Annotated in this window: 19 protein-coding genes; 4 read left to right on the forward strand and 15 right to left on the reverse strand. The window is 70.2% G+C overall.

What is annotated here, in order from left to right; all coding sequences use genetic code 11:
- Positions 1–2 precede the first annotated feature (2 nt).
- The 3 genes from IH00_RS0119775 to IH00_RS0119785 form a co-directional block, all read right to left on the reverse strand.
- Positions 3–1,013 carry an FKBP-type peptidyl-prolyl cis-trans isomerase gene (locus tag IH00_RS0119775; protein ID WP_031075397.1) on the reverse strand — a complete coding sequence of 337 codons (1,011 nt, stop codon included), beginning with the start codon at positions 1,011–1,013 and terminating at the stop codon, positions 3–5.
- Between the two features lie 132 nt (positions 1,014–1,145).
- Positions 1,146–2,507, reverse strand: a complete 1,362-nt coding sequence (gene pafA / locus IH00_RS0119780; protein ID WP_031075399.1) for a Pup--protein ligase — start codon at positions 2,505–2,507, stop codon at positions 1,146–1,148.
- 9 nt (positions 2,508–2,516) lie between these two features.
- Positions 2,517–3,797, reverse strand: a complete 1,281-nt coding sequence (locus IH00_RS0119785) for an MFS transporter (protein WP_031075400.1) — start codon at positions 3,795–3,797, stop codon at positions 2,517–2,519.
- 133 nt (positions 3,798–3,930) lie between these two features.
- On the opposite strand from IH00_RS0119785, the gene IH00_RS0119790 reads away from it, so the two are divergent.
- Positions 3,931–4,956 carry a LacI family DNA-binding transcriptional regulator gene (locus IH00_RS0119790; protein ID WP_031075401.1) on the forward strand — a complete coding sequence of 342 codons (1,026 nt, stop codon included), beginning with the start codon at positions 3,931–3,933 and terminating at the stop codon, positions 4,954–4,956.
- 98 nt (positions 4,957–5,054) lie between these two features.
- Here the strand turns inward: IH00_RS0119790 and prcA are convergent, their stop codons facing one another.
- The 5 genes from prcA to arc form a co-directional block, all read right to left on the reverse strand.
- Entirely contained in the window at positions 5,055–5,807 is a 753-nt protein-coding gene (gene prcA, locus IH00_RS0119795; RefSeq protein ID WP_031075403.1) for a proteasome subunit alpha, read from the reverse strand.
- Between the two features lie 34 nt (positions 5,808–5,841).
- A complete protein-coding gene (prcB, locus tag IH00_RS0119800; RefSeq protein ID WP_031075404.1) occupies positions 5,842–6,687 on the reverse strand; it encodes a proteasome subunit beta in 846 nt (281 codons plus the stop codon).
- 161 nt (positions 6,688–6,848) lie between these two features.
- Positions 6,849–7,067, reverse strand: coding sequence for a ubiquitin-like protein Pup (locus tag IH00_RS0119805; RefSeq protein ID WP_016325855.1), 219 nt, complete (start codon positions 7,065–7,067; stop codon positions 6,849–6,851).
- A 177-nt stretch (positions 7,068–7,244) separates the two neighbouring features.
- Complete coding sequence (dop, locus tag IH00_RS0119810; RefSeq protein WP_391812597.1) at positions 7,245–8,756, reverse strand: depupylase/deamidase Dop; 1,512 nt, start codon at positions 8,754–8,756, stop codon at positions 7,245–7,247.
- Positions 8,757–9,025: 269 nt separating this feature from the next.
- On the reverse strand, positions 9,026–10,792 hold the full coding sequence (arc, locus tag IH00_RS0119815) for a proteasome ATPase (RefSeq protein ID WP_031075408.1): 1,767 nt from the start codon (positions 10,790–10,792) through the stop codon (positions 9,026–9,028).
- Positions 10,793–11,036: 244 nt separating this feature from the next.
- Here arc and IH00_RS0119820 point away from each other — a divergent pair, with 244 nt between their 5' ends.
- Positions 11,037–11,348, forward strand: coding sequence for a ferredoxin (locus IH00_RS0119820; protein ID WP_031075410.1), 312 nt, complete (start codon positions 11,037–11,039; stop codon positions 11,346–11,348).
- Between the two features lie 4 nt (positions 11,349–11,352).
- Here IH00_RS0119820 and IH00_RS0119825 read toward each other — a convergent pair whose 3' ends face one another.
- The 3 genes from IH00_RS0119825 to IH00_RS0119835 all read right to left on the reverse strand — a co-directional run bounded on the left by IH00_RS0119825 (position 11,353) and on the right by IH00_RS0119835 (position 14,251).
- A complete protein-coding gene (locus tag IH00_RS0119825; protein WP_031075412.1) occupies positions 11,353–11,931 on the reverse strand; it encodes a hypothetical protein in 579 nt (192 codons plus the stop codon).
- Between the two features lie 184 nt (positions 11,932–12,115).
- Positions 12,116–13,003, reverse strand: coding sequence for a tRNA (adenine-N1)-methyltransferase (locus tag IH00_RS0119830; protein WP_031075415.1), 888 nt, complete (start codon positions 13,001–13,003; stop codon positions 12,116–12,118).
- Positions 13,004–13,021: 18 nt separating this feature from the next.
- Entirely contained in the window at positions 13,022–14,251 is a 1,230-nt protein-coding gene (locus IH00_RS0119835) for a site-2 protease family protein (RefSeq protein WP_031075416.1), read from the reverse strand.
- Between the two features lie 114 nt (positions 14,252–14,365).
- Here IH00_RS0119835 and IH00_RS0119845 point away from each other — a divergent pair, with 114 nt between their 5' ends.
- Positions 14,366–15,319 (forward strand): RecB family exonuclease, encoded by a 954-nt coding sequence (locus IH00_RS0119845; RefSeq protein ID WP_078887855.1) that lies wholly within the window; start codon positions 14,366–14,368, stop codon positions 15,317–15,319.
- Positions 15,320–15,336: 17 nt separating this feature from the next.
- Entirely contained in the window at positions 15,337–16,008 is a 672-nt protein-coding gene (locus IH00_RS0119850) for a response regulator (RefSeq protein ID WP_031075420.1), read from the forward strand.
- A gap of 114 nt (positions 16,009–16,122) precedes the next feature.
- Here IH00_RS0119850 and IH00_RS0119855 read toward each other — a convergent pair whose 3' ends face one another.
- The 4 genes from IH00_RS0119855 to metH all read right to left on the reverse strand — a co-directional run bounded on the left by IH00_RS0119855 (position 16,123) and on the right by metH (position 24,230).
- On the reverse strand, positions 16,123–17,706 hold the full coding sequence (locus tag IH00_RS0119855; protein ID WP_031075421.1) for an ABC transporter substrate-binding protein: 1,584 nt from the start codon (positions 17,704–17,706) through the stop codon (positions 16,123–16,125).
- A gap of 65 nt (positions 17,707–17,771) precedes the next feature.
- A complete protein-coding gene (locus tag IH00_RS0119860; RefSeq protein ID WP_031075422.1) occupies positions 17,772–19,373 on the reverse strand; it encodes an ABC transporter substrate-binding protein in 1,602 nt (533 codons plus the stop codon).
- Between the two features lie 475 nt (positions 19,374–19,848).
- The gene (locus tag IH00_RS0119865) at positions 19,849–20,550 is read right to left on the reverse strand and encodes an HAD family hydrolase (RefSeq protein ID WP_031075424.1); all 702 of its coding nucleotides are present in this window, start codon (positions 20,548–20,550) and stop codon (positions 19,849–19,851) included.
- Between the two features lie 143 nt (positions 20,551–20,693).
- Positions 20,694–24,230, reverse strand: coding sequence for a methionine synthase (gene metH / locus IH00_RS0119870; protein WP_031075426.1), 3,537 nt, complete (start codon positions 24,228–24,230; stop codon positions 20,694–20,696).
- Positions 24,231–24,471: the final 241 nt, after the last annotated feature.

Consider the following 24,471-nt stretch of genomic DNA (forward strand, 5'->3'; position numbering starts at 1 on the left):
TCTTACATTGCGCCCAGGATGTCGACGACGAAGACCAGGGTGGAGTTCGCCGGCAGCTCCGGGCCCTTGTCCTGGTCGCCGTACGCCTGGTCCGGCGGGATGACCAGCAGGACGCGGCTGCCGACCTTCTTGCCGATGAGGCCCTTGTCCCAGCCCTGGATGACCTGGCCCTGGCCGATGATCGTGTCGAACGGCTTGCCGGCGTTCCAGGAGGAGTCGAAGTTCTTCGCCGGGTCCTTGCCCTTGTTGATCTCCCAGGCGGCGCCGGTGTACTGCATGAACACCCGCTGCCCGCTCTTGACCTCGGCGCCCTTGCCCTCGATGAGGACGTCGCTGACGAGCTTCGCCGGCGGGTCGTTCTTGGGGATCCTGATGGTGGCCGGGGCCTCCTTCGAGGCGTCGATCTGCGGCAGGTTCGCCGGGATCTCCTTCTGCTGCCCCTCGGCCTTCTTCGGCATGATGCTCTCGATGTCGAGGACGAAGACCAGGGTGTCGGTGCCGGAGACGCCGATCTGCGGGTTGCCGGAGGGCCCGAAGGCGGCGGCGGGCGGGGCGACGACCAGGACGCGGCTGCCGACCTTCTGGCCGGTCACGGCGTCGGCGAAGGCCGGGATCACGGCCGGCGAGCCGGCGGTGATGACCTGCGGGACGCCGCCCTCGTCGTAGGAGCTGCCGAGGTTCTTGTTGCCCTTCCAGATCTTGGCGGTGAAGTCGGCGACGACCAGGTCGTCCTTCTTCACCTCGGCGCCCGTGCCCGGGGTGAGCGTCTTCACGACGAACGACGTGCTCGGGTCGTCCTTGGGGACGGTGATCGTCGCCTTCTCGCCCTGTTCACCGCTGACCTGCGGCAGCGGCGAGGCGGACGCGACCGGCTTCGGCACCGGCGGCCGGGAGGGCGACGGCGTGGCGCTGGGCGACGCCGAGGCGTCGTCCTTCGGCTTCTCGTCCTCACCCCCGCAGGCCGTCAGCAGCAGGGCGGGCACGATGACCAGAGCAGCGAGTCGACGTCGCACAGTTGTCCTCGGGGGGTCGGCGGGATGTCAGTGCGGTCACTCTACGGCCCGTGCTTCCCATGGCCCCCGTACGGCATGTGCCGGGCCCCGCATCCCAGGGGGTGCGGGGCCCGGTGAGGACGGCCGGCCGGGTCACATCCCGGCGATCAGCTTCTCCACCCGGTCGTCGACCGACCGGAAGGGGTCCTTGCAGAGGACGGTGCGCTGGGCCTGGTCGTTCAGCTTGAGGTGGACCCAGTCGACGGTGAAGTCCCGGCGCTGCTCCTGGGCGCGGCGGATGAAGTCGCCGCGCAGCCTGGCCCGGGTGGTCTGCGGGGGCACCGACTTCCCCTCGAAGATCTTCAGGTCGTTGCAGATCCGGGCGGCCTGGCCCTTCTTCTCCAGGAGGTAGTACAGCCCGCGCCGGCGGTGGATGTCGTGGTAGGCGAGGTCTATCTGGGCGACCCTCGGGTGCGACATGGTCATGTTGTGCTTGGCGCGGTAGCGCTCGAGGAGCTTGTACTTCATGACCCAGTCGATCTCGGTGTCGATCCGGTCGAGGTCCTCCTGCTCGATGGCGTCGAGGGTGCGCCCCCACAGCTCCAGGACCTGCGCGACCGTGCCGGTGCGGATGCCGCGCCGGTCGACGAAGTCGACGGCCTTGTCGTAGTACTCCCGCTGGACCTCCAGCGCGGACGCCTCGCGCCCGCTGGCCAGGCGCACCTTGCGCTGGCCGGTGATGTCGTGGCTGACCTCGCGGATCGCCCGGATGGGGTTCTCCAGGGTGAGGTCGCGCATGACGGTGCCCGCCTCGATCATGCGCAGCACGAGGTCGGTGGCGCCGACCTTGAGCAGCATGGTCGTCTCGGACATGTTCGAGTCGCCGACGATGACGTGGAGGCGGCGGTAGCGCTCGGCGTCGGCGTGGGGTTCGTCGCGGGTGTTGATGATGGGCCGGGAGCGGGTGGTGGCGGAGCTGACGCCCTCCCAGATGTGCTCGGCGCGCTGGCTGACGCAGTACACGGCGCCGCGCGGCGTCTGCAGCACCTTGCCGGCGCCGCAGATCAGCTGCCGGGTCACCAGGAAGGGGATGAGGATGTCCGCGAGCCGGGAGAACTCTCCGTGACGGGCGACGAGATAGTTCTCGTGGCAGCCGTAGGAGTTGCCCGCCGAATCGGTGTTGTTCTTGAAGAGATAGACGTCGCCCGCGATTCCCTCCTCGTGCAGACGGCGTTCTGCGTCGACGAGCAGACCTTCCAGAATGCGCTCGCCGGCCTTGTCGTGGGTGACCAGTTCGGTCACGTTGTCGCATTCGGGCGTTGCATATTCCGGATGCGATCCCACGTCCAGATACAGGCGGGCGCCGTTCCGCAGGAAGACGTTGCTGCTGCGGCCCCATGACACGACACGGCGGAAGAGGTAGCGCGCCACTTCGTCAGGAGACAGTCGGCGCTGTCCCCTGAACGTGCACGTGACGCCGTACTCGTTCTCCAGCCCGAAAATGCGGCGGTCCATGACTGAACATTACGCCTGATGACGTGAGCTGAAACCGGGTTCGACGGCACCGTTTCGATCATTTTCCGATACCGCCACCACCGCACCGGTGTGTTGTGCCGTACGAAGGGGAACTGCCAGTACGCGCCGGGTGGCCAGCAGGACCAGCAGGGCGGCGATTCCGGCCGCCGCGGCGACACCGAATCCGGCGGTCGTGCCCGACAGCTCCACGGCCGGACCGGCCACGGCCGTTCCGGCGGCGGCGCCCACACCGAACGTGGTCACGAGCCAGGAGAACGCCTCGGTGACGGTGCCGCGCGGGGCGTGCCGGTCGACGACGATGAACGCGCAGGCGATGGCCGGCGCCAGGAAGAGGCCGGCGACCGCGGCCAGGGCGGTCATGGGGACGACACCGGGCGTGAGCAACAGCGGCAGGTAACCGAGCGCCAGCAGCCCGACGAGGAGCCGCAGCCGGCGTTCGGGGGCGCCGGCCCACTGGCGGGCTCCGTAGAGGCCGCCGCCGATCAGCGCGCCGAGGCCGAGGGCGGCCATCAGCCAGCCGTAGACGGACTCGCGGCCGTGGTCGTCGGCGTAGGCGACCCCGGCCACGGTGATGGACCCCATGGCCAGGCCCACGAAGAAGAACGAGCCGAGCAGGGCGAGCAGCCCCGGCGAGCGCAGGGCGCCCAGCCAGTGTGCCTCCCGGGGCGCGGAGCGCCAGGCCCGCGAGGGCCCGGACAGGACGACGGACAGAGCACCCAGCACGCCGACGGCGTTGATGACGAGCAGCGCGGCGGCGGGCGACTGGACGGCGACCAGCAGCGTCACCAGCAGCGGGCCGACGGTGAACATCACCTCCTGGGCGACCGCGTCCAGGGCGTACGCCCGGTGGACCCGGTCCTCACCACCGAGGACGCTGGGCCACAGGGCCCGCAGACCGCCTTCCAGGGGCGGGGTGAACAGTCCCGCGACGGCCACGGCCGTGTACGCGAGCGGGAGCTGCCCGGTGCCGGCCAGGACGAGCAGCGCCATGCCGAGCGCGGAGACGACGGCGGCGGGGAGCTGGACGCGCGGCTGGCCGTGGAGGTCCACGGCGCGGCCGAGGAGGGGCTGCCCGACGGCGTTGGCCAGGCCGTACACGGCGGCGAGGGCTCCGGCGAGGCTGTAGCTGCCGCCTTCGGCACGCGTGAACAGCACGATCGCGATGGGGGCGGTGGCGTTGGGCAGCCGTCCCACGAGGGTGCCGGCGAGCAGCCGGACGGCGTGGGGTGCCTTGAGTATGTCGGCGTATCCGCCGGCGGCCGCGGCCATGAAGTGCCCCTCTCCCCCGGCGGTCGAGGGCGACCGGACCGAGGTTTTACGTATAACGTCACCGTCATACGTACCATGACGGCATTCCCCGGGTCCACCGCGCGGCCCGTGATCGTCGAACGCGGAGGCGTACGTGCACCACCCGGAGAACCCCGGCGGCCGCCCCACCAGCCGGGACGTGGCGCGGGAGGCCGGGGTGTCGCAGGCCACCGTGTCCCTGGTCCTCGGCGGCAAGTGGCGCGGGCGGGTCTCCGAGCGCACCGCCGCCCTGGTGCGGGAGACCGCCGACCGGCTCGGCTACCGGCCCAACCTCGCGGCACGCCATCTGCGCCTCGGCCGTACCCGCACGGCGCTGCTGGTCGTCCCGGCGCTCACGAACGAATTCTTCGCCCGCGTCTACACCGGCGCCGCCGCGGTCGCCGCCGAGCACGGCTTCGGTGTGGTGCTGTACCCCTCCCCCGAGGGTGTCGGTCCGGCGAGGGATCCGTTCGCCTCCGCGCGGGCCGCGCTGGACGGCGTCATCGCCTCCTCGATGGCCGCCGGCGCGCTGCGGGCGATCCGCGGGACGGACCTGCCGCTGGTGATGCTGGACAGCGATCCGGACGACCCGGACGCGGCCGCGCACGTGAACCTCGCCATCGCCGACGGCATGCGCCAGGTGACGGAGCATCTGCTGGGCCTGGGCCACCGCCGCTTCCTGCACCTGTCGTCGGCCGTGGCGTCCTGGACGTTCGACGTACGGGCCCGGGCGCTGGCCTCGTGCCTGCGCGGCGTCCCCGGCGTCGAGCTGCGGACCGCGCCGGCGCCGCTGGACGTGGCGGGCGCGCGGGAGGCGGCGGAGCGCGCGCTGAGCGGGCCGGGGCCCCGCCCGACGGCCGTGGTGTGCGACGACGACATCCTGGCGGCCGGCGCCTGCAAGGCGGTTCGGCGCCTGGGCCTGCGGGTCCCCGAGGACGTGTCGGTCACCGGCTTCGACGACCTGGCGCTGGCGATGGCGGTGGAGCCCGAGCTGACCACCGTGCGGCTGCCGGCGGAACGGATCGGCGAGCGGGGCATGGCGGCGCTGCTCGCGGTGCTGGGGGGCGGCCCGCCCGAGCACGGCGACCTGCCCGTCACGCTGATGCCCCGCGGCTCCTCGGGCCCCGTGCCCGCCGCCTGAGACGCCGGTGCCCCGGACCGCACGGGCGGTCCGGGGCACCGGCGAGGCGCGGTGCGTCGGCGAAGGGCGCCGGCGCAGCGGCTGTGCGGTGGCCGGGGCTACTCCTCCTCGGCCTCGTCCGACGGGGCGTCCGTCGGCGTGGACGCCGCCCCGTCCGCCTCCAGCAGGCGGACCAGCTGGCGTCCGACGATCCGCTTGAACTTGCGCTGCTGCGGGCGCGTGCGGTCCAGGACCGCCACCTCCAGCCGCTCCGCGGGGATCTCCCGCTCGCTGCCGTTGGTGTCGCGGGAGAGGGCCTGGACGGCGAGCTTCAGCGCCTCGGCGAGCGACATCCCGTCACGGTGCCGCTGGTCGAGGAAGTTGCTGATCTGCTCGGCGTTGCCGCCGACCGCGACCGAGCCGTGCTCGTCCACGATCGAGCCGTCGTGCGGCAGCCGGTAGATCTGGTCGCCCTCCGGGGCGGTGCCCACCTCGGCGACGACCAGCTCCACCTCGTACGGCTTCTCGCCCGCGCTGGAGAAGATGGTGCCCAGCGTCTGGGCGTAGACGTTGGCGAGCCCGCGGGCCGTCACGTCGTCCCGGTCGTAGGTGTAGCCGCGCAGGTCGGCGTAGCGCACGCCGCCGATCCGCAGGTTCTCGTACTCGTTGTACTTGCCGGCCGCGGCGAAGCCGATCCGGTCGTAGATCTCGCTGAACTTGTGCAGGGCACGGGACGGGTTCTCGCCGACGAAGACGATGCCGTCGGCGTACTGCATCACGACCAGACTGCGACCGCGGGCGATGCCCTTGCGGGCGTACTCCGCACGGTCCTGCATGGCCTGTGCGGGGGAGACGTAGAACGGCGTCGTCACCGGCTATCCGTCCCTTTCTTCAGTGGCGGGTTCATCAGAGCAGCGCGGCGCGCGGGCCGTCGGGCTGTTCGAGGCGGCGCTCCAGGACCGAGCGGGCGGTCTCGGAGGCCTCCGCCTCGGTGAGCCGCCGGAATCCCTCGTCCGTGATCACGGTGATGATCGGGTAGATCCGGCGCGCCACGTCCGGCCCGCCGGTGGCCGAGTCGTCGTCGGCCGCGTCGTAGAGCGCCTGCACGACCAGGGTGACCGCCTGCTGCTCCGTGAGGTCGTCGCGGAAGAGCTTCTTCATCGAGCCGCGCGCGAAGATCGAGCCGGAGCCGGTGGCGGCGAAGCCGTGCTCCTCGGAGCGGCCGCCGGTGACGTCGTACGAGAAGATGCGGCCCTTCTCGCGGTCGACGTCCCAGCCGGCGAAGAGCGGCACGACGGCCAGGCCCTGCATGGCCATGCCCAGGTTGCTGCGGATCATGGTGGAGAGCCGGTTCGCCTTGCCCTCCAGGGAGAGCTGGGTGCCTTCGACCTTCTCGAAGTGCTCCAGCTCCAGCTGGAAGAGCTTGACCATCTCCACGGCGAGACCGGCGGTGCCGGCGATGCCGACGGCCGAGTACTCGTCGGCCGGGAAGACCTTCTCGATGTCCCGCTGGGCGATCATGTTGCCCATCGTCGCCCGCCGGTCACCGGCCAGGACGACCCCGCCGGGGAACGTGGTGGCGACGATGGTGGTGCCGTGCGGGGCCTCGATGACGCCCTGCACCGGCGGCAGGGTGCGCTTGCCGGGGAGCAGCTCCGGTGAGTGGTCGGCCAGGAAGTCCATGAACGAGGACGAGCCGGGCGTCAGGAAGGCTGCCGGCAGACGCCCGGTGCTACGAGGGTTGGCTTCCACGCGATTCCTTCCGAAATGTGGCGGCGGCCCGCCGCAGCGGCGGCCGGGCCGATCATGCGTGCTGTGCACGGACCTTACCCGTGCCGTCGCCGGTCATCCGTCCCGGTGCCGCCGGGCTTAGGGCTGGGCCAGCCCGACGGCCCGGGAACGGACAACGTCCGTTACTGCCCGCCCTTTTGCACGAAGGACCGGACGAAGTCCTCGGCGTTCTCCTCGAGCACGTCGTCGATCTCGTCCAGTACGGAGTCGACGTCGTCGGACAGCTTCTCCTGGCGCTCCTTGAGGTCCTCGGAAGCCTGTGCGTCCTGCGCCTGCTCCTCGACCTCCTCCGTGGAGCGCGTCGCCTTCTGCTGCCCGCCGCCGGTGTCCTTGGTCGCCATATCCCTCACCCCGCTCGGTTTGCCCGCTTGGTTCGGTCTCTCAAGATCAGACCCTACAAGGAGGGTCCGACATCGGCCCTGTGGTTTCCTCAACGTCCGGGGGCCATCCCCATGATTCCCGCAGATCCACGGACGAAGCTCTTTTCGAACGATCGCGTAGCGTGACCGGCCGCGGTCTCAGTGGCCGGACAGGACGCGGACCAGCTCCTCGGCCGTGCGGCAGCGGTCCAGCAGCTCCTTGACGTGGTTACGTGTACCACGCAACGGTTCCAGCGTGGGGACCCGCTGCAGCGAGTCACGGCCCGGCAGGTCGAAGATCACGGAGTCCCAGGAGGCCGCGGCGACGTCGTCCGCGTACTGCTCCAGGCACCGGCCCCGGAAATAGGCCCTGGTGTCCTCAGGAGGGCTGCTCTGCGCCCGCCGGACCGCGTCCTCGTCCAGGAGCCGCTTCATCTTCCCGCGGGCCGCCAGACGGTTGTACAGGCCCTTGTCGGGCCGCACGTCGGCGTACTGGAGGTCCACCAGGTGCAGGCGCGCGGCGTCCCAGTCCAGGCCGTCCCGGCGGCGGTAGCCCTCCATGAGCTCCCGCTTCGCGATCCAGTCCAGCTCGCCGGAGAGGCTCATCGGATCGTTCTCGAGCCGGTTGAGGGTGTCCTCCCAGCGGGAGAGCACGTCCTCGGTCTGCTCGTCGGCGTCCGCCCCGAACCGTTCCTCCACGTACTTGCGGGCCAGCTCGAAGTACTCCATCTGCAATTGGACCGCGGTGAGCGTCCGGCCGTTACGGAGCGTGATCAGCCGCTTGAGGTCCGGGTCGTGCGAGACCTGGTGCAGCGTCCGGACCGGCTGGTCGACGGCGAGGTCGACGGTGACGAAGCCGTCCTCGATCATGGAAAGGACCAGCGCCGTCGTGCCGAGCTTCAGGTACGTCGAGATCTCGGAGAGGTTCGCGTCCCCGATGATCACGTGGAGCCGGCGGTACTTCTCGGCGTCCGCGTGCGGCTCGTCCCGGGTGTTGATGATCGGCCGCTTGAGGGTGGTCTCCAGGCCGACCTCGACCTCGAAGTAGTCCGCCCGCTGGCTGATCTGGAAGCCGTGCTCGTGGCCGTCCTGGCCGATGCCGACCCGGCCGGCACCGGTGACCACCTGCCGGGAGACGAAGAACGGCGTCAGGTGCCGCACGATGTCCGAGAAGGGGGTCTCCCGCTTCATCAGGTAGTTCTCGTGCGTGCCGTAGGAGGCGCCCTTGTTGTCGGTGTTGTTCTTGTAGAGGTGGATCGGCTGGGCCCCGGGCAGCTGGGCCGCCCGCTCGGCGGCCTCCGCCATGATCCGCTCGCCGGCCTTGTCCCACAGGACGGCGTCCCGCGGGTTGGTGACCTCGGGGGCGCTGTACTCGGGGTGGGCGTGGTCCACGTAGAGCCGTGCGCCGTTCGTGAGGATCACATTGGCCAGGCCGATGTCCTCGTCGGTCAGCTGACTGGAGTCGGCGGCCTCGCGGGCGAGGTCGAAGCCGCGGGCGTCCCGCAGCGGGTTCTCCTCCTCGAAGTCCCAGCGGGCGCGGCGCGCCCGGTGCATCGCCGCCGCGTACGCGTTGACGATCTGGGACGAGGTGAGCATGGCATTGGCGTTCGGGTGGCCGGGGACGGAGATGCCGTACTCCGTCTCGATGCCCATTACTCGCCGTACAGTCATGCGGCCCTCCTTGCCCGGCGGCGTTCCCCTACGGGAGCGCCGCTAAGTACCGCGGCTTCCCCGAGGCGTGTGCGGTGCCCGTCCCCGCACTGCGCGACGCGGCGGTACGGAAGAGCCTAGAACGCCTCCGCGCCGGTGGGGAGATCCATTGCGTCATTGCTGCGGTGTGGTCGGAATGATGCCCCCGACCGTGGAATGCAACCGGCTGCGGATGCCCTTCCTGCCTCCGGCGGAGGAAGGCTCAGGACATCCGCAGCCGGTCCGCGCCCTTACAGGTACTGGCCGGTATTCGCGACCGTGTCGATGGAGCGGCCGGTGTCCGCGCCCTGCTTTCCGGTGACGAGGGTGCGGATGAAGACGATCCGCTCGCCCTTCTTTCCGGAAATACGGGCCCAGTCGTCGGGGTTCGTGGTGTTCGGCAGGTCCTCGTTCTCCTTGAACTCGTCCACGCACGCCTGGAGGAGGTGGGAGACCCGGAGGCCCTTCTGGTTGTGGTCGAGGAATGCCTTGATGGCCATCTTCTTGGCCCGGTCGACGATGTTCTGGATCATCGCGCCGGAGTTGAAGTCCTTGAAGTACAGGACTTCCTTGTCACCATTGGCGTACGTGACCTCGAGGAACCGGTTCTCCTCGGATTCCGCGTACATCTGCTCCACGACCGACTGGATCATGGCGTCGACGGCGGCTTCCTTGGAGCCGTTGTGCTCGGCCAGGTCGTCCGCGTGCAGCGGCAGCGAGGATGTCAGGTACTTGGCGAAGATGTCCTTGGCCGCCTCCGCGTCCGGACGCTCGATCTTGATCTTCACATCGAGCCGGCCGGGCCGCAGGATGGCCGGGTCGATCATGTCCTCGCGGTTGGAGGCGCCGATGACGATGACGTTCTCCAGCCCCTCCACACCGTCGATCTCGGCGAGCAGCTGCGGGACGATGGTGTTCTCCACGTCCGAGCTGACACCGGAGCCGCGGGTGCGGAAGAGGGATTCCATCTCGTCGAAGAAGACGATGACGGGGGTGCCCTCGCTCGCCTTCTCACGAGCGCGCTGGAAGACCAGGCGGATGTGCCGCTCGGTCTCGCCCACGTACTTGTTGAGGAGCTCGGGGCCCTTGATGTTGAGGAAGTAGCTCTTCCCCGCAGGCTGACCGGTCACCTCGGCGACCTTCTTGGCAAGGGAGTTGGCGACGGCCTTCGCGATCAGCGTCTTGCCGCAGCCGGGCGGGCCGTAGAGCAGGATGCCCTTCGGCGGCCGCAGTTCGTGCTCCTGGAAGAGGTCCGGGTAGAGGTACGGGAGCTCGACCGCGTCACGGATCAGCTCGATCTGGTTGCCCAGGCCGCCGATCTTGGTGTAGTCGACGTCCGGGACCTCCTCGAGGACGAGCTCCTCGACCTCGCTCTTCGGGATGACCTCGTAGACGTAGCCGGACCTGGGCTCCAGCAGCAGGGCGTCGCCGGGACGGATGGTGGTGTCCAGCAGCGGCTCGGCGAGCCTCACCACCCGCTCCTCGTCGGTGTGCCCGATCACCAGGGCGCGCTCGCCGTCCTCGAGGATCTCCTTGAGGGTGACGATGTCCCCTGCGCGCTCGTACTCCATGGCCTCGACCACGTTGAGCGCCTCGTTGAGCATGACTTCCTGGCCGCGCCGGAGCTCTTCGAGCTCGACGCTGGGGCTCACGTTCACCCGGAGCTTGCGGCCCCCGGTGAAGATGTCGCACGTGCCGTCCTCGTTGGCCTGAAGGAACACGCCGAAGCCTGCCGGCGGCTGCGCGAGCCGGTCGACCTCCTCCTTGAGGGCCACGATCTGGTCACGGGCCTCACGGAGCGTGTTGGCGAGCCGCTCGTTCTGCGCGGACACGCCGGCCAGATTGGTCTGCAGCTCGACGATCCGCTCTTCGAGAATCCTCGTGTGTCGCGGAGAGTCGGCGAGCTTGCGTCGCAGGACGGCGATTTCCTGCTCGAGATAGGCAACCTGGCCGGCTGGGTCCTCAGACCCCCGCCCCGGCCGGATGCCGCGGTTGATGTCGTCGTCGTGGGCTGCCACGGTCCTCACCTCCTCCAAGGGGAGCTGGACGCTTCCTGACCCTACCTGGGTGGGTGGTGATTGAAACCCCTAGATCACAAAGACTCTCGAGGTGTGTCCGATCTTCACCCTTGCGCTCTCCCTCACTGCCAGGGGGATACCCACCCATCAACATCTGAAAGCGGGCGGTTGTATGGTCGGAGTGGTCAACACCCGTCAGGGGTGGCCCGACTTAGAAGAACGATGCTCTGGAATGGCAGGCGATATGACCGCGCAGCACGAGGTTCCGACCACGGGCGCCGGCGAGGCGCTGGAGGTCTGGATCGACCAGGACCTCTGCACCGGCGACGGGATCTGCGCGCAGTACGCCCCCGAGGTCTTTGAACTGGACATCGACGGCCTGGCGTATGTCAAGAGCCCCGACGACGAGCTGTTGCAGGAGAAGGGCGCCACGACGCCCGTGCCGCTGCCCCTCCTGCAGGACGTCGTCGACTCCGCCAAGGAGTGCCCGGGCGACTGCATCCATGTGCGACGCGTTTCGGACAGGGTGGAGGTCTACGGGCCGGACGCGGAGTGACGGATCACATACCGCTCGCTTCCACCGGTCCCGACCGTACGAACTTTCCGCCCGTCCACCGCCACTTGACCGTCTCCTCCCGGTCGGGACAGCACCGCGGTACGTCCGCGGAGGAGTAGCCCAGCAGGGTCGCGGTGACGGCTCCGTCACGGACCGCCAGATCGCGCAGGAGCAGCCGCTCGGAGGGTTCCACCAGGGTGGCCACCACCCGGGGCGCGGGGCCGTTCCCCCGGGTGAGGACGTAGACGCCGCTCGGCGGGGTACCGGAACCGGCGTCGCAGTGGGCGGCCGCGACCGTCTCGGGCCGGCCGTCGCCGTCGAGATCCCCGGACGCCTTCTTCGCCACCACACCGGGGGCGCCCGCGCAGTCCAGGGGGTACGTCACGGCGCTCGCGTCCGGGGCGGGGGCCGGAGCCGCGGGGGCGGCGGCGGTGGTGATGCCGCCCGTCTGCGAGGCGGTGGCGGGTCCCGGCTGGAGCAGCGCGGCGAGCGCGACCACCGCGGCCATCGCCGTCGCTGTGCCCAGCCAGTGCACCGGGCGGGCGTGGGTGTGCGCGAGGTCCGGGACGGCGGAGGTCTGCACGCGGAGTGTCTCCTGTGGGCTGTGCGACGGGGTGGCCAGCATCGTGCCATACGTCACAGGGGGGCGGAACCGCGGGGTCGGTAAGGCGAACGTAAAGGAGCCGCCGTCCAGTTCCCGGTGACGGGCCGGGAACTGGACGGCGGCAGTGGTGCGTTGTCGGGGCGTCAGCGCTTGCCCGGGGGCTTCAGCCCTTGTTCGGGCCCTCGTAGTCCTCGCCGTACGCGCCCTTGGCGGGACGGCGGCGGCGCATCGGCGGCTCGACGCCGTCGGCGAGGCGGCGGGCGGTGACCAGGAAGCCGGTGTGTCCGATCATCCGGTGGTCGGGCCGGACAGCCAGGCCCTCGACGTGCCAGTTGCGGATCATCGACTCCCACGGCTGCGGCTCGGCGTAGCAGCCGATCTCGCGGATCGACTCCACGGTGCGCGCGAGCTGGGTGGTGGTGGCGACGTAGCAGCAGAGGATGCCGCCGGGGACGAGCGCCTTGGAGACGGCGTCGAGGCACTCCCAGGGGGCGAGCATGTCCAGGATGACCCGGTCGACGTCGGTGTCCGAAAGGTTGTCCTGGAGGTCGCCCACGGTGAGCTGCCAGGCCGGGTGCGGGCCACCGAAGTAGCGCTCCACATTGGCCTTGGCGATCTCGGCGAAGTCCTCGCGGCGCTCGTAGGAGTGCAGCATGCCGCTGTCGCCGATGGCGCGCAGCAGGAAGCTGCTGAGCGACCCGGAGCCCACCCCCGCCTCCACGACGCGCGCGCCGGGGAAGATGTCGGCGAAGGCCAGGATCTGCCCCGCGTCCTTGGGGTAGACCACGGCGGCGCCGCGGGGCATGGACAGGACGTAGTCGGGGAGCAGGGGGCGCAGCGCGAGGTAGGCGACGTTTCCCGTGGTACGGACAACACTGCCCTCGGGAGCACCGATCAGCTCGTCGTGCGGGAAGGAACCCTTGTGGGTGTGGAAATTCTTCCCGGCCTCGAGCGTGAACGTGTAGTGGCGTCCCTTGGGGTCGGTGAGCTGGACCTGGTCCCCGACCTTGAAGGGCCCGCGACGGCGGGCGGCACCGGTCGGTTCGGACATGTGACCAGTGTATGGGGTTTACGAACCGGGCCGCGCCATGGCCTGGACGAAGGCGCGCTCCACGTCGGCCGTGGACAGGACGCCGTAGATCTCGCCGGTCTCCTCGACCACGAGGTACTCGGTGGCGGGGGTGGCCCGCAGGCGGTCCAGGAGGGCTTCGCCGGCCAGCTCGGCGGGGACCTTCATGCCCTCGGTGAGCTCCTGGGCGAGCCCGCTGACCGCGACCCAGGGGCGGCGGTGCTGGGGGACGCCGACGATGGCGGTCTCACGGACGAGTGCGGTCGGCTCGCCGTGCCCGTCGACCACGACGAGGGCGCGGGCGCCGGCGTCGTTGGCGCGGCGCAGGGCCTCGGAGAGCGGGGTGTCGGACTCCACGGGGACCGCGCGGCGGGTCAGGGCACGGGCGCGCAGGTCGGGGAGGTGCTCGCGCAGCCGGGCCATGCGCAGGCTGTTGCCGGCGCCGGTCCAGATGATCGCGGCGAGGATGGCGGCCAGCAGGGCGTCGGTGACGGTCTCCATGCCGCTGATCCCCTCGCCGGCGGCGCCGGTGTGGGTGAGCAGCGGCAGGCCGACGAGGACGGCGACGGCCAGTGCGCGGCCCACCCACGCGGCGGCGACGGTGCCGGTCATGGGCTTGCCGGTGACCTTCCACACGACGGCGCGGAGCATGCGGCCGCCGTCCAGCGGGAGGCCCGGCAGCAGGTTGAAGGCCGCCACGAGCAGGTTGGAGGCCATCAGGCCGCCGAGCAGGAAGCCGGGGACCGTGCCGGGTTCGACGGCGTGCATCGCGGCGTAGAAGCCTCCGGCGAGGACCAGGGAGAGCAGCGGGCCGACGAAGGCGAGGACGAACTCGCGGCCGGGGGTCTCGGATTCCTTCTCGATCTCGGAGACGCCGCCGAAGAACTGGAGCTGGATGCGCCGCACCGGCAGCTTGAAGCGCAGCGCGGCCACGGTGTGGGCCAGTTCGTGGACGAGCACGGAGGCGTAGAAGGCGACGGCGAAGAAGAGGGAGACCAGGTAGCGGACGTTGCCGAGCTCGGGCAGCACGCGGTCGAGCTGGGCGCCGAACACCCAGGTGATGAGGGCGGCCACGAGGAACCAGCTGGGCGCCACGTACACGGGCACGCCGAAGATGCGGCCCATGAGGATGCCGCCGCCCGGTTCCTGCGGCTTGCCGCTGTCGGGCGTGGATCCGGCCGTGTCGGACCGCGGGCGGGGGGTCTCGCCGCTCTCGTCGTCCTTGTTCACGGGTTCCCTTCGGGTGCGAAGCGTCACTCGCCAGTCACGATCATGCAATGTCGGGGGGTCTGGCGTCGATGGTATGCCGCTCGGTGTCAGTGGCGGGCCGTAGGGTTCTGAACCATGACCACGAGCCCTTCCAGCTCCCCGAGCACGCCGCCCGGCTCCCCGGATGCCGGCCCGGCCGGTTCCGCGAGCGCCGGCCCGGCATCCGGCTCTCCGGGCGCCCGGCCGCCCGTCTCGCTGTCGCCGTCGCGGGCGAGCGACTTCATGCAGTGCCCGCTGCTGTACCGGTTCCGGGTGATCGACAAGCTGCCGGAGAAGCCGAGCGAGGCGGCGACGCGGGGCACGCTGGTGCACGCGGTGCTGGAGCGGCTCTTCGACGACCCGGCGGCGGAGCGTACGGCTCCGCGGGCCAGGGCGATGGTGCCGGGCGAGTGGGAGCGGCTGCTGGGGGCACGGCCGGAGCTCGCGGAGCTTTTCGGGGGTGACGACGGGGGCGAGCGGCTGACGCGCTGGCTGGCCGAGGCGGAGCAGCTGGTCGAGCGGTGGTTCACGCTGGAGGATCCGACGCGGCTGCAGCCCGCGGAGCGCGAGCTGTTCGTGGAGACGGAGCTGGAGTCGGGGCTGCGGCTGCGGGGGGTGATCGACCGGGTCGACGTGGCCCCGTCGGGCGAGGTGCGGATCGTCGACTACAAGACGGGCAAGGCGCCGCGGCCGGAGTACAGCGAGGGGGCGCTGTTCCAGATGACGTTCTACGCCCTGGTGGTGTGGCGTCTGAAGGGCGTGGTGCCGCGCCGGCTGCAGCTGGTGTACCTGGGGAGCGGCGATGTGATGACGTACGACCCGGTGGAGGCGGACCTGCTGCGGGTGGAGCGGAAGCTGCTCGCGCTGTGGGACGCGATCCGCCGGGCGACGGAGACGGGCGACTGGCGGCCGCGGCCGACGAAGCTGTGCGGGTGGTGCGATCACCGGTCGTTCTGCCCGGAGTTCGGCGGGACGCCGCCGGTGTACCCGCTGCCGGTGGTCCCGGCGCAGCGGACCGAGGGGCCAGGGCAGAATGGGGCGGTCAGCTGAGCCCCTAAGGAGTACCCGTGGCGATCCGCGTCCTACTGGTCGACGACCAGCCGCTGCTGCGCACCGGCTTCCGGATGATTCTGGAGGCGGAGCAGGACATCGCGGTGGTCGGGGAGGCCGGGGACGGCCTCCAGGCCCTCGACCAGGTGCGGGCACTGCAGCCCGACGTGGTGCTGATGGACATCCGCATGCCGCGGATGGACGGGGTGGAGGCGACCCGTCAGATCACCGGGCCGGGGCGGGACGGGCCGGCGAAGGTGCTCGTCCTGACGACGTTCGACCTGGACGAGTACGTGGTGGAGGCGCTGCGCGCCGGCGCGAGCGGCTTCCTGCTCAAGGACGCGCCCGCCCATGAGCTGGTGCAGGCGATCCGGGTGGTCGCGGCGGGTGAGGCGATGCTGGCGCCGAGCATCACGCGCCGGCTCCTCGACAAGTACGCCGGACACCTGCCGTCCGGCGAGGAGCCGGTGCCGGACGCGCTGAACACGCTGACGGACCGTGAGGTCGAGGTGCTGAAGCTGGTGGCGCGCGGGCTGTCGAACGCGGAGATCGCCGCGGACCTGTTCGTCAGCGAGACGACGGTCAAGACGCACGTGGGCCACGTGCTGACCAAGCTGGGCCTGCGCGACCGCGTGCAGGCGGCGGTGTACGCGTACGAGAGCGGACTGGTGCGCCCCGGCGCGCAGTGAGCCCGCTGCCGCCGCGGTGCGGGAGCACGAAGCACCGAGGGGGTACCCGGCCGGAGCCGGGTACCCCCTTTCGTGTGCGGGGCCCGCGGGCAGGTCCCGATGCCGTGCCGGGCGTCAGCTCTTCTTGATCTCCCAGAAGCGGAAGACGGTGGAGGCGTCCAGCGTCCACTCCAGGCCCGTGATGCCGTCGCGCGCCACGGCGTACTGCTTGGCCTGCCACAGCGGGAGCATCGGCAGGTCCTGGGCCACCATGTCCTGGATCTTGGCGTAGTCCTCCTCGGTGGAGGTCCGGTCGGGAGAGGCCGCCGTCTTGGGGATGATGGCCTCGACGCTGCTGTTCTCGTAGTTGTTCCCGAGAACGTTGCCCTCGCCGAAGAACGGCGCCGTGAAGTTGTCCGCGTCCGGGTAGTCGGGGACCCAGCCCTTGACGTACACGCCGTACTTGCTGGCCTTGATGTCCTTCTCGTACTGCTCGTACTCGGCGGACTTCACGGTCGCGTCGAACAGGCCACTGGCGTTGAGCTGCTTGGCGATCGCCTTCAACTCCTGCTCGGTGGAGGCGCCGTAGCGGCTCGGCGTGGACCACAGGGTGAGCTCCACCTTGCCGGAGATCCCGGCGGAGCGCAGCGCCTGCTTGGCCTTCTCGGGCTGCGGGCGGTCGCCGTAGGTGTCGAAGAAGGCGGTGTTGTGGCCGGTGATGCCGGCCGGAACGATCGAGTACAGCGAGGAGGCGGTCGACCGGTGGATGTCCTCGACGAGCTCGTCGCGGTCGACGAGGTACGCGATCGCCTTGCGGACACCGAGCTTGCCGACGACCGGGTCCTTCATGTTGAAGACCAGGTGCTGCACCTCGGCGCTGGTGCCCTCGACGACCTCGATGCCCTTGGAGCCCGACGCGCTGGACTCCTTCAGCTCGGCGATGTCGGCCGGGGCGAGGCCGCGGTAGGCGACGTCGACGTCGCCCTTCTTCAGGGCCTCGCCCAGGGACTTGCGGTCGCCGTTGTAGAACTTCAGCGTGACGCCGCTGTTCTTCACCTTGGCGGTGCCGCGGTACTCGGAGTTGACCGAGAAGACGGCCTTGCCCTCGGAGTAGGAGTCCAGCTTGTACGGGCCGGACCCGACGGCCTTGCCGTCGTTGCGCAGGGCGTCGTCCGAGTACTCGCGGTGGTCCACGATGGAGCCGGCACCGGAGGCGATCTTGCTCGGGAAGGTGGCGTCCGGCACCTTCAGCTTGAAGACGACGTTCTGCTCGTCCGGGGTGTCGATCGAGCCGATCGTGGAGAGCAGCGGGGCCGGGCCGGCCGGGTCGTTGATCTTCAGGGCCCGCTCGAAGGAGAACTTGACGTCCTTGGCGGTGAGCGGGTTGCCGTTGCTGAACTTCAGGCCGTCGCGCAGCGTGCACCGGAAGACGGTGCTGCCACCCTGGTCGAAACCGCACTTCTCGGCCGCTTCCGGCTGCGGCGTCGAGGCGCCCTTGGGGAAGCTGAGCAGGGACTGGAAGACGTTGTTGAACAGCAGCCAGGAGCCGGGGTCGTAACCGGCGGCCGGGTCGGTCGCCACGACGTCGTCGGACATGCCGATGAGCACCGTGACGCCGTCGTCACCGGCGGCGCCCTTCTCCGAACCGCAGCCGCTCAGCATCGCGGCCGCCAGCGCCGCCGAGAGGGGAGCGGTCAGCCACTTGTTGTGCACCTTCACAGGAACCTTGCCTCTGGATCTCATGGCGCCGGCCGCGCCCATCGCGCGGCCGGGTACATCGTGGGTCAGGCGGTGCCTCGGCCGAGCTCCCAGAGCTGCAGGTCCGAGGAGGTGTTGAGGGCCCATTCGACGCCGTTCAGGTCGTCGCGGTGGGCGACGTACTGCTTGCCCTGCCAGAGCGGCAGCACGGGGACGTCGTCGGCGACGATCTCCTGCAGCTGCTCGAAGGCGGGGGACGCGGCGTTGCGGTCGGCGGCGCGGCGCGACTGCGGGATGAGCCGGGTGCGCGCCTCGCTGCTGACGTAGGGCGAGTTGAGGAAGTTGTCCGTGTCGAGGAACGGCGCGATGTAGTTGTCCGGGTCCGGGAAGTCGGGGACCCAGCCGAGACCGTAGACGGCGTACTCTCCGCGCTTCTGGGCGGGGCGGAACTCGGACCACGCGCTGCCCTGGACGCTGACGTCGAACAGCCCGGTGGCGTTGAGCTGGTCGCGCAGCGCCTCGAACTCCTTGGCGGTGCCCGGTCCGTAGTAGTCGCTCGTGTAGTGCAGCGTCAGCTTGACCGGGGTGGTGATGTGGGCGCCGCTCAGGATGCCGGCGGCCTTCTGGCGGCTGGGCTCGCCGTACTTGTTGAAGAACGAGTTGGTGTGCGCGGCGATCGTCGAGGGGATCAGCGAGTAGAGCGGGGTGGCGGTGGAGCCGTACACCTTGCCGGCGATCTGGTCGCGGTCGACGACGGCGGCGATGGCCTGGCGGACGGCCTTGTCCTGGACGGAGCCGGCCTTGGTGTTGAAGGCGAGGTAGCGGATCTCCAGGCCGGGCATCTCGCGCAGCTCGATGCCGTCCTTGGGGTGGTCGGCCAGGTCCTTGATCTGCTCGGGCGACATGGTGCGGGTCATCATGTCGATATCGCCGGTTTCCAGGGCCTTGCCCATGGCGTCGGTGTCGTCGAAGGAGCGCAGCTCGACCTTGTCGTTGCGGAGCTTGATGTCGCCCTTGTAGTGCTCGTTCCGGGTGAACACGATCTTGGTGACCTGGTCGTCCCGGACCTCGGCCTCCATCGTGTACGGACCCGAGCCGTCGATCCCGAAACCGTCGCGGAGCTTGCGGGCGTCGTACTTCTCGCTGCTCACGATGCCCGCGACGGGCGTCGAGAGCTTGTACGGGAAGGTGGCGTCGGGGGTCTTCAGGTGGAAGACGATCTCGTCGTCGGCCTTGAGCTCGATGGTGTCGATGTTCGCCAGGAGGCCGGCGGCGCCGTTGTCGGACTTGATGGCGAGGACGCGCTCGATGGAGAACTTCACGTCCTTGGCGGTGATCGGCGTGCCGTCGGAGAACGTCAGCCCTTCGCGCAGGGTGCACCGGTAGCTCTCGCTGGCCCGGTCGGTGAAGGAGCACCGGGAGGCCGCCTCGGGCACCGGCGCGCCGCCGCCGCGCGGGACGCGCATCAGCGTCTGGACGGTCTGGCGCAGGACGTTCCAGGCGCCGGCGTCGTACGCGAAGGCCGGGTCGAAGGGGGCGGAGGCGTCCTTGGTGGCGGTGAACCGGTCCGTGGTGCCGACGACGATGCCGCCGTCGTCGCCGGAGCCGGCCTGCGCGCCTCCGCAGGCGGCGAGCGCGGGGGCCAGGAGGCCCGCTACGGCCGGCAGCACCAGGGTCTTGCGGTTCATCGTGGACGTTCTCCTCATCCGGCACTGGGTACGGCGTGCGGTGCACTCCGCCGCGGCCGCCCGGTCGGGGCGGAGCGATCGGGCCGGGATACAGAGCGATCGGACCTGTGTTCGCAACAGCTGATGGCTTGACGCGAACACGCGGATTAGTGCGGCGAAGTTCTCGGCAAGAGATTAGTCGGCGGCGCCAGGCACGCCGGAACCACCTTGAGTTGAGGTGGCATCAGAGGGTGATGAGTAATGCATGACCGTCGATCACTATGCGCCGGAATGATTCGTACACCCGCTCATGAATCGGGACACATGGCAGCTCCCGAAGGGCCGCGAACCGGGCGTCCCGCCCCTCGGCCGCCCGCGGAGGCGCCACGCTGCGTGACCAACATCACGCCGTAATTCCCTTTCGGTGGTCACGCAAAATACCCGGCCGGGTGCCCTGTGTTTCGTCTGCTTTCACGCAGCACGCACTGTGCGCGTATCAGTTCGTCCGCGTGATCAATGTACGGAGAAAGCGGAGGTCGACCTCTTCCAGGGACCGGACGACGACCCGCCCGTCGGCGGGGGCGATCGGGGCCACGGAGGGGACGGCGACCACCCGGCAGCCCGCGGCCTCGGCGGCCGCCACACCGGTGGCGGTGTCCTCGACGACGGCGCATCTCGCCGGCTCGGCGCCCACCCCGCGGGCGGCCAGCAGGTACGGGTCGGGGTGCGGCTTGGTCCGCTGCACCTCGTCGCCCGCGACGGTGAGCGTGAAGCGCTCGGGTCCGAGCGAGCGCACGACGCGGTCGATGATGCGGCGGTGCGAGGCGGAGACCAGGGCGGTGGGGACGTCGTGCGCGGCGAGCTCGGCGAGCAGCCGCTCGGCGCCGGGCATCATCGGCACACCGCGGTCGATCCGCCGTTCGAAGCGGTCGTTGAGCAGCACGGTCAGCTCGGTCAGGGTGATGTCGGCGCCGGTGGCCTCGATGAGGAACCCGGCGCTGCGGGTCATCGGCCCGCCGACCACCACGTCGCGCCATGACTCGTCGAGCCGGTGACCCAGCTCGGCGAAGACCTCGACCTCCGCGTCCCACCAGAAGCCCTCGGTGTCGACCAGAGTGCCGTCCATGTCGAGGAAGACGGCCTGGAGGGCGGCTCCGTCGGCCGTACGGGTCAAGGACGCGGGGACCGTGCTGGTCATCCGGCACACCTCCATCGGGGACGAGAAGGCCGGTCGCGCCCCCGCGGGGAATCCCCCGGTGGGGAACAGCGACCGGCCTGCACTGGACCGACCAGTGTACGTCGCGTTCCGCTGATCCGCGCTGACGGCGGCGCGTGCCGCCGTCAGCGGGCGTTGAAGTACTTCGCCTCCGGGTGGTGGATGACGATGGCGTCCGTGGACTGCTCGGGGTGGAGCTGGAACTCCTCGGACAGGTGGACGCCGATCCGCTCCGGCTGGAGGAGTCCGGCGATCTTGGCGCGGTCCTCCAGGTCGGGACAGGCGCCGTAGCCGAGGGAGAAGCGGGCCCCGCGGTACTTCAGGGCGAACATGTCCTCGACGTCGGCCGGGTCCTCCCCGGCGAAGCCGAGCTCGGCACGCACGCGTGCGTGCCAGTACTCGGCGAGGGCCTCGGCGAGCTGGACGGACAGGCCGTGCAGCTCGAGGTAGTCGCGGTAGGAGTCGGCGGCGAACAGCTCGGCGGTGGCCTCGCCGATCCTCGAACCGACCGTGACGACCTGCAGCCCGACGACGTCGGTCTCGCCGGACTCCTCGGGGCGGAAGAAGTCCGCCAGGCACAGCCGCCGGCCCCGGCGCTGGCGCGGGAAGGTGAAGCGGGTGCGCTCGTTGCCGCTCTCGTCCAGGATGATCAGGTCGTCGCCCTTGGACACGCACGGGAAGTAGCCGTAGACCACGGCCGCTTCGAGCATGTTCTGGGTGTGGAGCTGGTCCAGCCAGCCGCGCAGCCGCGGCCGGCCCTCCGTCTCGACGAGCTCCTCGTAGGTGGGGCCGTCACCGGTGCGGGCCTGCTTCAGGCCCCACTGGCCCTTGAACAGCGCGCCCTCGTCCAGCCAGGAGGCGTACTCCTTGAGCTGGATGCCCTTGATCACGCGGGTGCCCCAGAAGGGCGGCTGCGGGACGGGGTTGTCGGTGGCGACGTCGGAGCGGACGCCGCCCTCCGGGGCGGGCTCGTCGGCCGGCACGTCGCTCGTCGCGCGGACGCGGCGCTGCTTGAGCTCGGGCAGGGTGGCGCCGGGCACGCCCCGCTTGACCGCGATGAGGGCGTCCATCAGGCGCAGGCCCTCGAACGCGTCGCGGGCGTAGCGCACTTCGCCCTGGTAGATCTCGTGCAGGTCCTGCTCGACGTACGCACGGGTGAGGGCGGCGCCGCCCAGGATGACCGGGTAGTCGGCGGCCAGGCCCCGCTGGTTGAGCTCCTCCAGGTTCTCCTTCATGATCACGGTCGACTTGACCAGGAGACCCGACATGCCGATGACATCGGCCTTGTGCTCGTCCGCGGCCTCCAGGATGGCCGAAACCGGCTGCTTGATGCCGAGGTTGACGACGTTGTAGCCGTTGTTGGACAGGATGATGTCGACGAGGTTCTTGCCGATGTCGTGCACGTCACCGCGTACGGTCGCCAGCACGATGGTGCCCTTGCCCGCCTCTTCGCCCTCGACCTTCTCCATGTGCGGTTCGAGGTGGGCGACGGCGGACTTCATCACCTCCGCCGACTGGAGCACGAACGGCAGCTGCATCTGCCCGGAGCCGAACAGCTCTCCGACCACCTTCATGCCGTCCAGCAGCGTCTCGTTGACGATGTCCAGCGCCGGCCGGGTCTTCAGCGCCTCGTCGAGGTCGGCCTCCAGGCCGTTCTTCTCCCCGTCGATGATGCGCCGCTTGAGCCGCTCCTCCAGCGGCAGCGCCGCCAGCTCCTCGGCCTTGCCCGCCTTCAGGGACTTGGCCGTCGCGCCCTCGAAGAGCGCCATCAGCTTCTGCAGCGGGTCGTAGCCCTCGGTGCGCCGGTCGTGGATGAGGTCCAGGGCGGTGGTGACCTGCTCCTCGTCGAACCGGGCGATCGGCAGGATCTTCGACGCGTGGACGATCGCCGAGTCCAGGCCCGCCTTGACGCACTCGTCCAGGAACACGGAGTTCAGCAGGATCCGGGCCGCCGGGTTCAGGCCGAAGGAGATGTTCGACAGGCCCAGCGTGGTCTGCACCTTCGGGTGGCGCCGCTTGAGCTCGCGGATCGCCTCGATGGTGGCGATGCCGTCCTTGCGGGACTCCTCCTGGCCGGTGCAGATGGTGAAGGTCAGGGTGTCGATGAGGATGTCCTCCTCATGGATGCCCCAGTTGCCGGTCAGGTCCGCGATCAGCCGCTCGGCGATCTCGACCTTCTTCTCCGGCGTACGGGCCTGGCCCTCCTCGTCGATGGTCAGCGCGATCAGCGCCGCCCCGTGCTCCTTGGCCAGGGCCGCGACCTTCGCGAAGCGCGACTCGGGGCCGTCGCCGTCCTCGTAGTTCACCGAGTTGATCACGGCGCGCCCGCCGAGCTTCTCCAGCCCGGCGCGGATGACCTCGACCTCGGTGGAGTCCAGCACGATCGGCAGCGTGGAGGCGGTGGCGAACCGTCCCGCGAGCTCCTCCATGTCGGCCACGCCGTCCCGTCCGACGTAGTCGACGCACAGGTCGAGCATGTGGGCGCCCTCGCGGATCTGGTCCCGGGCCATCTCCACGCAGTCGTCCCAGCGGCCCTCCAGCATCGCCTCACGGAACTTCTTGGAACCGTTGGCGTTCGTCCGCTCGCCGATCGCCAGGTACGACGTGTCCTGGCGGAACGGCACGGTCTGGTACAGCGAGGCGGCACCCGGCTCGGGGTGCGGCTCACGCGGCGCCGGGGCCAGGTCGCGCACCCGCTCGACGACCTGGCGCAGGTGCTCCGGCGTCGTACCGCAGCAGCCGCCGACCAGCGACAGCCCGTACTCGCGGACGAAGCTCTCCTGCGCGTCGGCGAGCTCGGGCGCGGTCAGCGGGTAGTGCGCCCCGTCCTTGCCCAGGACGGGCAGGCCGGCGTTGGGCATGCAGGACAGCGGGATGCGGGAGTGTCGGGCCAGGTAGCGCAGGTGCTCGCTCATCTCCGCCGGGCCGGTGGCGCAGTTCAGCCCGATCATGTCGATGCCGAGCGGCTCCAGCGCCGTCAGGGCCGCGCCGATCTCGGAACCGAGGAGCATGGTGCCGGTGGTCTCGACGGTCACGGAGACGATCAGCGGCAGGTCCATGCCGGTGGCTTCCAGGGCGCGGCGGGCGCCCAGGACGGCGGCCTTGGTCTGGAGCAGGTCCTGGGTGGTCTCCACCAGCAGCGCGTCGGCGCCTCCGGCGATCATGCCCTCGGCGTTCTGCTGGTAGGCGTCGCGCAGCGTGGTGTAGGGGGCGTGGCCGAGCGTCGGCAGCTTGGTGCCGGGGCCCATGGAGCCGAGGACCCAGCGCTGCCGGCCGGTGGAGACGGTGAACTCGTCGGCGACCTCGCGGGCGATCCGGGCTCCCGCCTCGGACAGCTCGTGGACGCGCTCGGAGATGTCGTACTCCCCCAGGGCGCTGTGGTTGGCGCCGAAGGTGTTGGTCTCCACGCAGTCGACGCCGACGGCGAAGTACGCCTCGTGGACCGAGCGCACGATGTCGGGCCGGGTGATGTTGAGGACCTCGTTGCAGCCCTCCAGGTTCTGGAAGTCCTCGAGGGTGGGGTCCTGCGCCTGGAGCATGGTGCCCATGGCACCGTCGGCCACGACCACGCGGGTGGCGAGGGCCTCACGGAGGGCGGCGGCTCGGGTCCTGCTGTCAGTGACATGAGTGCTGTCAGCGGACGGGGTCGGCAACGAGGCCATGGAAGTGCTCCCTGGGATGCGACGGCTGTCGGCTTTGCACCTCCCGGCGGGGAAGGCGCACCGGGCCAGACTAACCGCGTACCCCCCACCGCGGACATGGTGTCCCACGTGGCGGACGGCATGCTGTCACCGTGCTGTCGGGGGGCACTGTCCGGTCCTGCTCGGTTCCGGGGGTTCCTCGATGTGGCTGAAGGTCGACAACGACCGATAGTGTTCAGCATTGTCGAACAGAGGAAGAAGG

Origin of the sequence: Streptomyces sp. NRRL S-118 (assembly GCF_000716335.1) — a bacterium.
Classification (GTDB): Bacteria; Actinomycetota; Actinomycetes; order Streptomycetales; family Streptomycetaceae; genus Streptomyces.

What these genes read in the sequence shown, in the direction of transcription:
- pafA (WP_031075399.1), bottom strand. Translation starts at nt 2,507, where the DNA reads ATGGACCGCCGCATTTTCGGGCTGGAGAACGAGTACGGCGTCACGTGC.
- IH00_RS0119845 (WP_078887855.1), top strand. Translation starts at nt 14,366, where the DNA reads ATGACCACGAGCCCTTCCAGCTCCCCGAGCACGCCGCCCGGCTCCCCG.
- IH00_RS0119820 (WP_031075410.1), top strand. Translation starts at nt 11,037, where the DNA reads ATGACCGCGCAGCACGAGGTTCCGACCACGGGCGCCGGCGAGGCGCTG.
- IH00_RS0119865 (WP_031075424.1), bottom strand. Translation starts at nt 20,550, where the DNA reads ATGACCAGCACGGTCCCCGCGTCCTTGACCCGTACGGCCGACGGAGCC.
- IH00_RS0119830 (WP_031075415.1), bottom strand. Translation starts at nt 13,003, where the DNA reads ATGTCCGAACCGACCGGTGCCGCCCGCCGTCGCGGGCCCTTCAAGGTC.
- dop (WP_391812597.1), bottom strand. Translation starts at nt 8,756, where the DNA reads ATGACTGTACGGCGAGTAATGGGCATCGAGACGGAGTACGGCATCTCC.
- IH00_RS0119860 (WP_031075422.1), bottom strand. Translation starts at nt 19,373, where the DNA reads ATGAACCGCAAGACCCTGGTGCTGCCGGCCGTAGCGGGCCTCCTGGCC.
- IH00_RS0119785 (WP_031075400.1), bottom strand. Translation starts at nt 3,797, where the DNA reads ATGGCCGCGGCCGCCGGCGGATACGCCGACATACTCAAGGCACCCCAC.
- IH00_RS0119805 (WP_016325855.1), bottom strand. Translation starts at nt 7,067, where the DNA reads ATGGCGACCAAGGACACCGGCGGCGGGCAGCAGAAGGCGACGCGCTCC.
- metH (WP_031075426.1), bottom strand. Translation starts at nt 24,230, where the DNA reads ATGGCCTCGTTGCCGACCCCGTCCGCTGACAGCACTCATGTCACTGAC.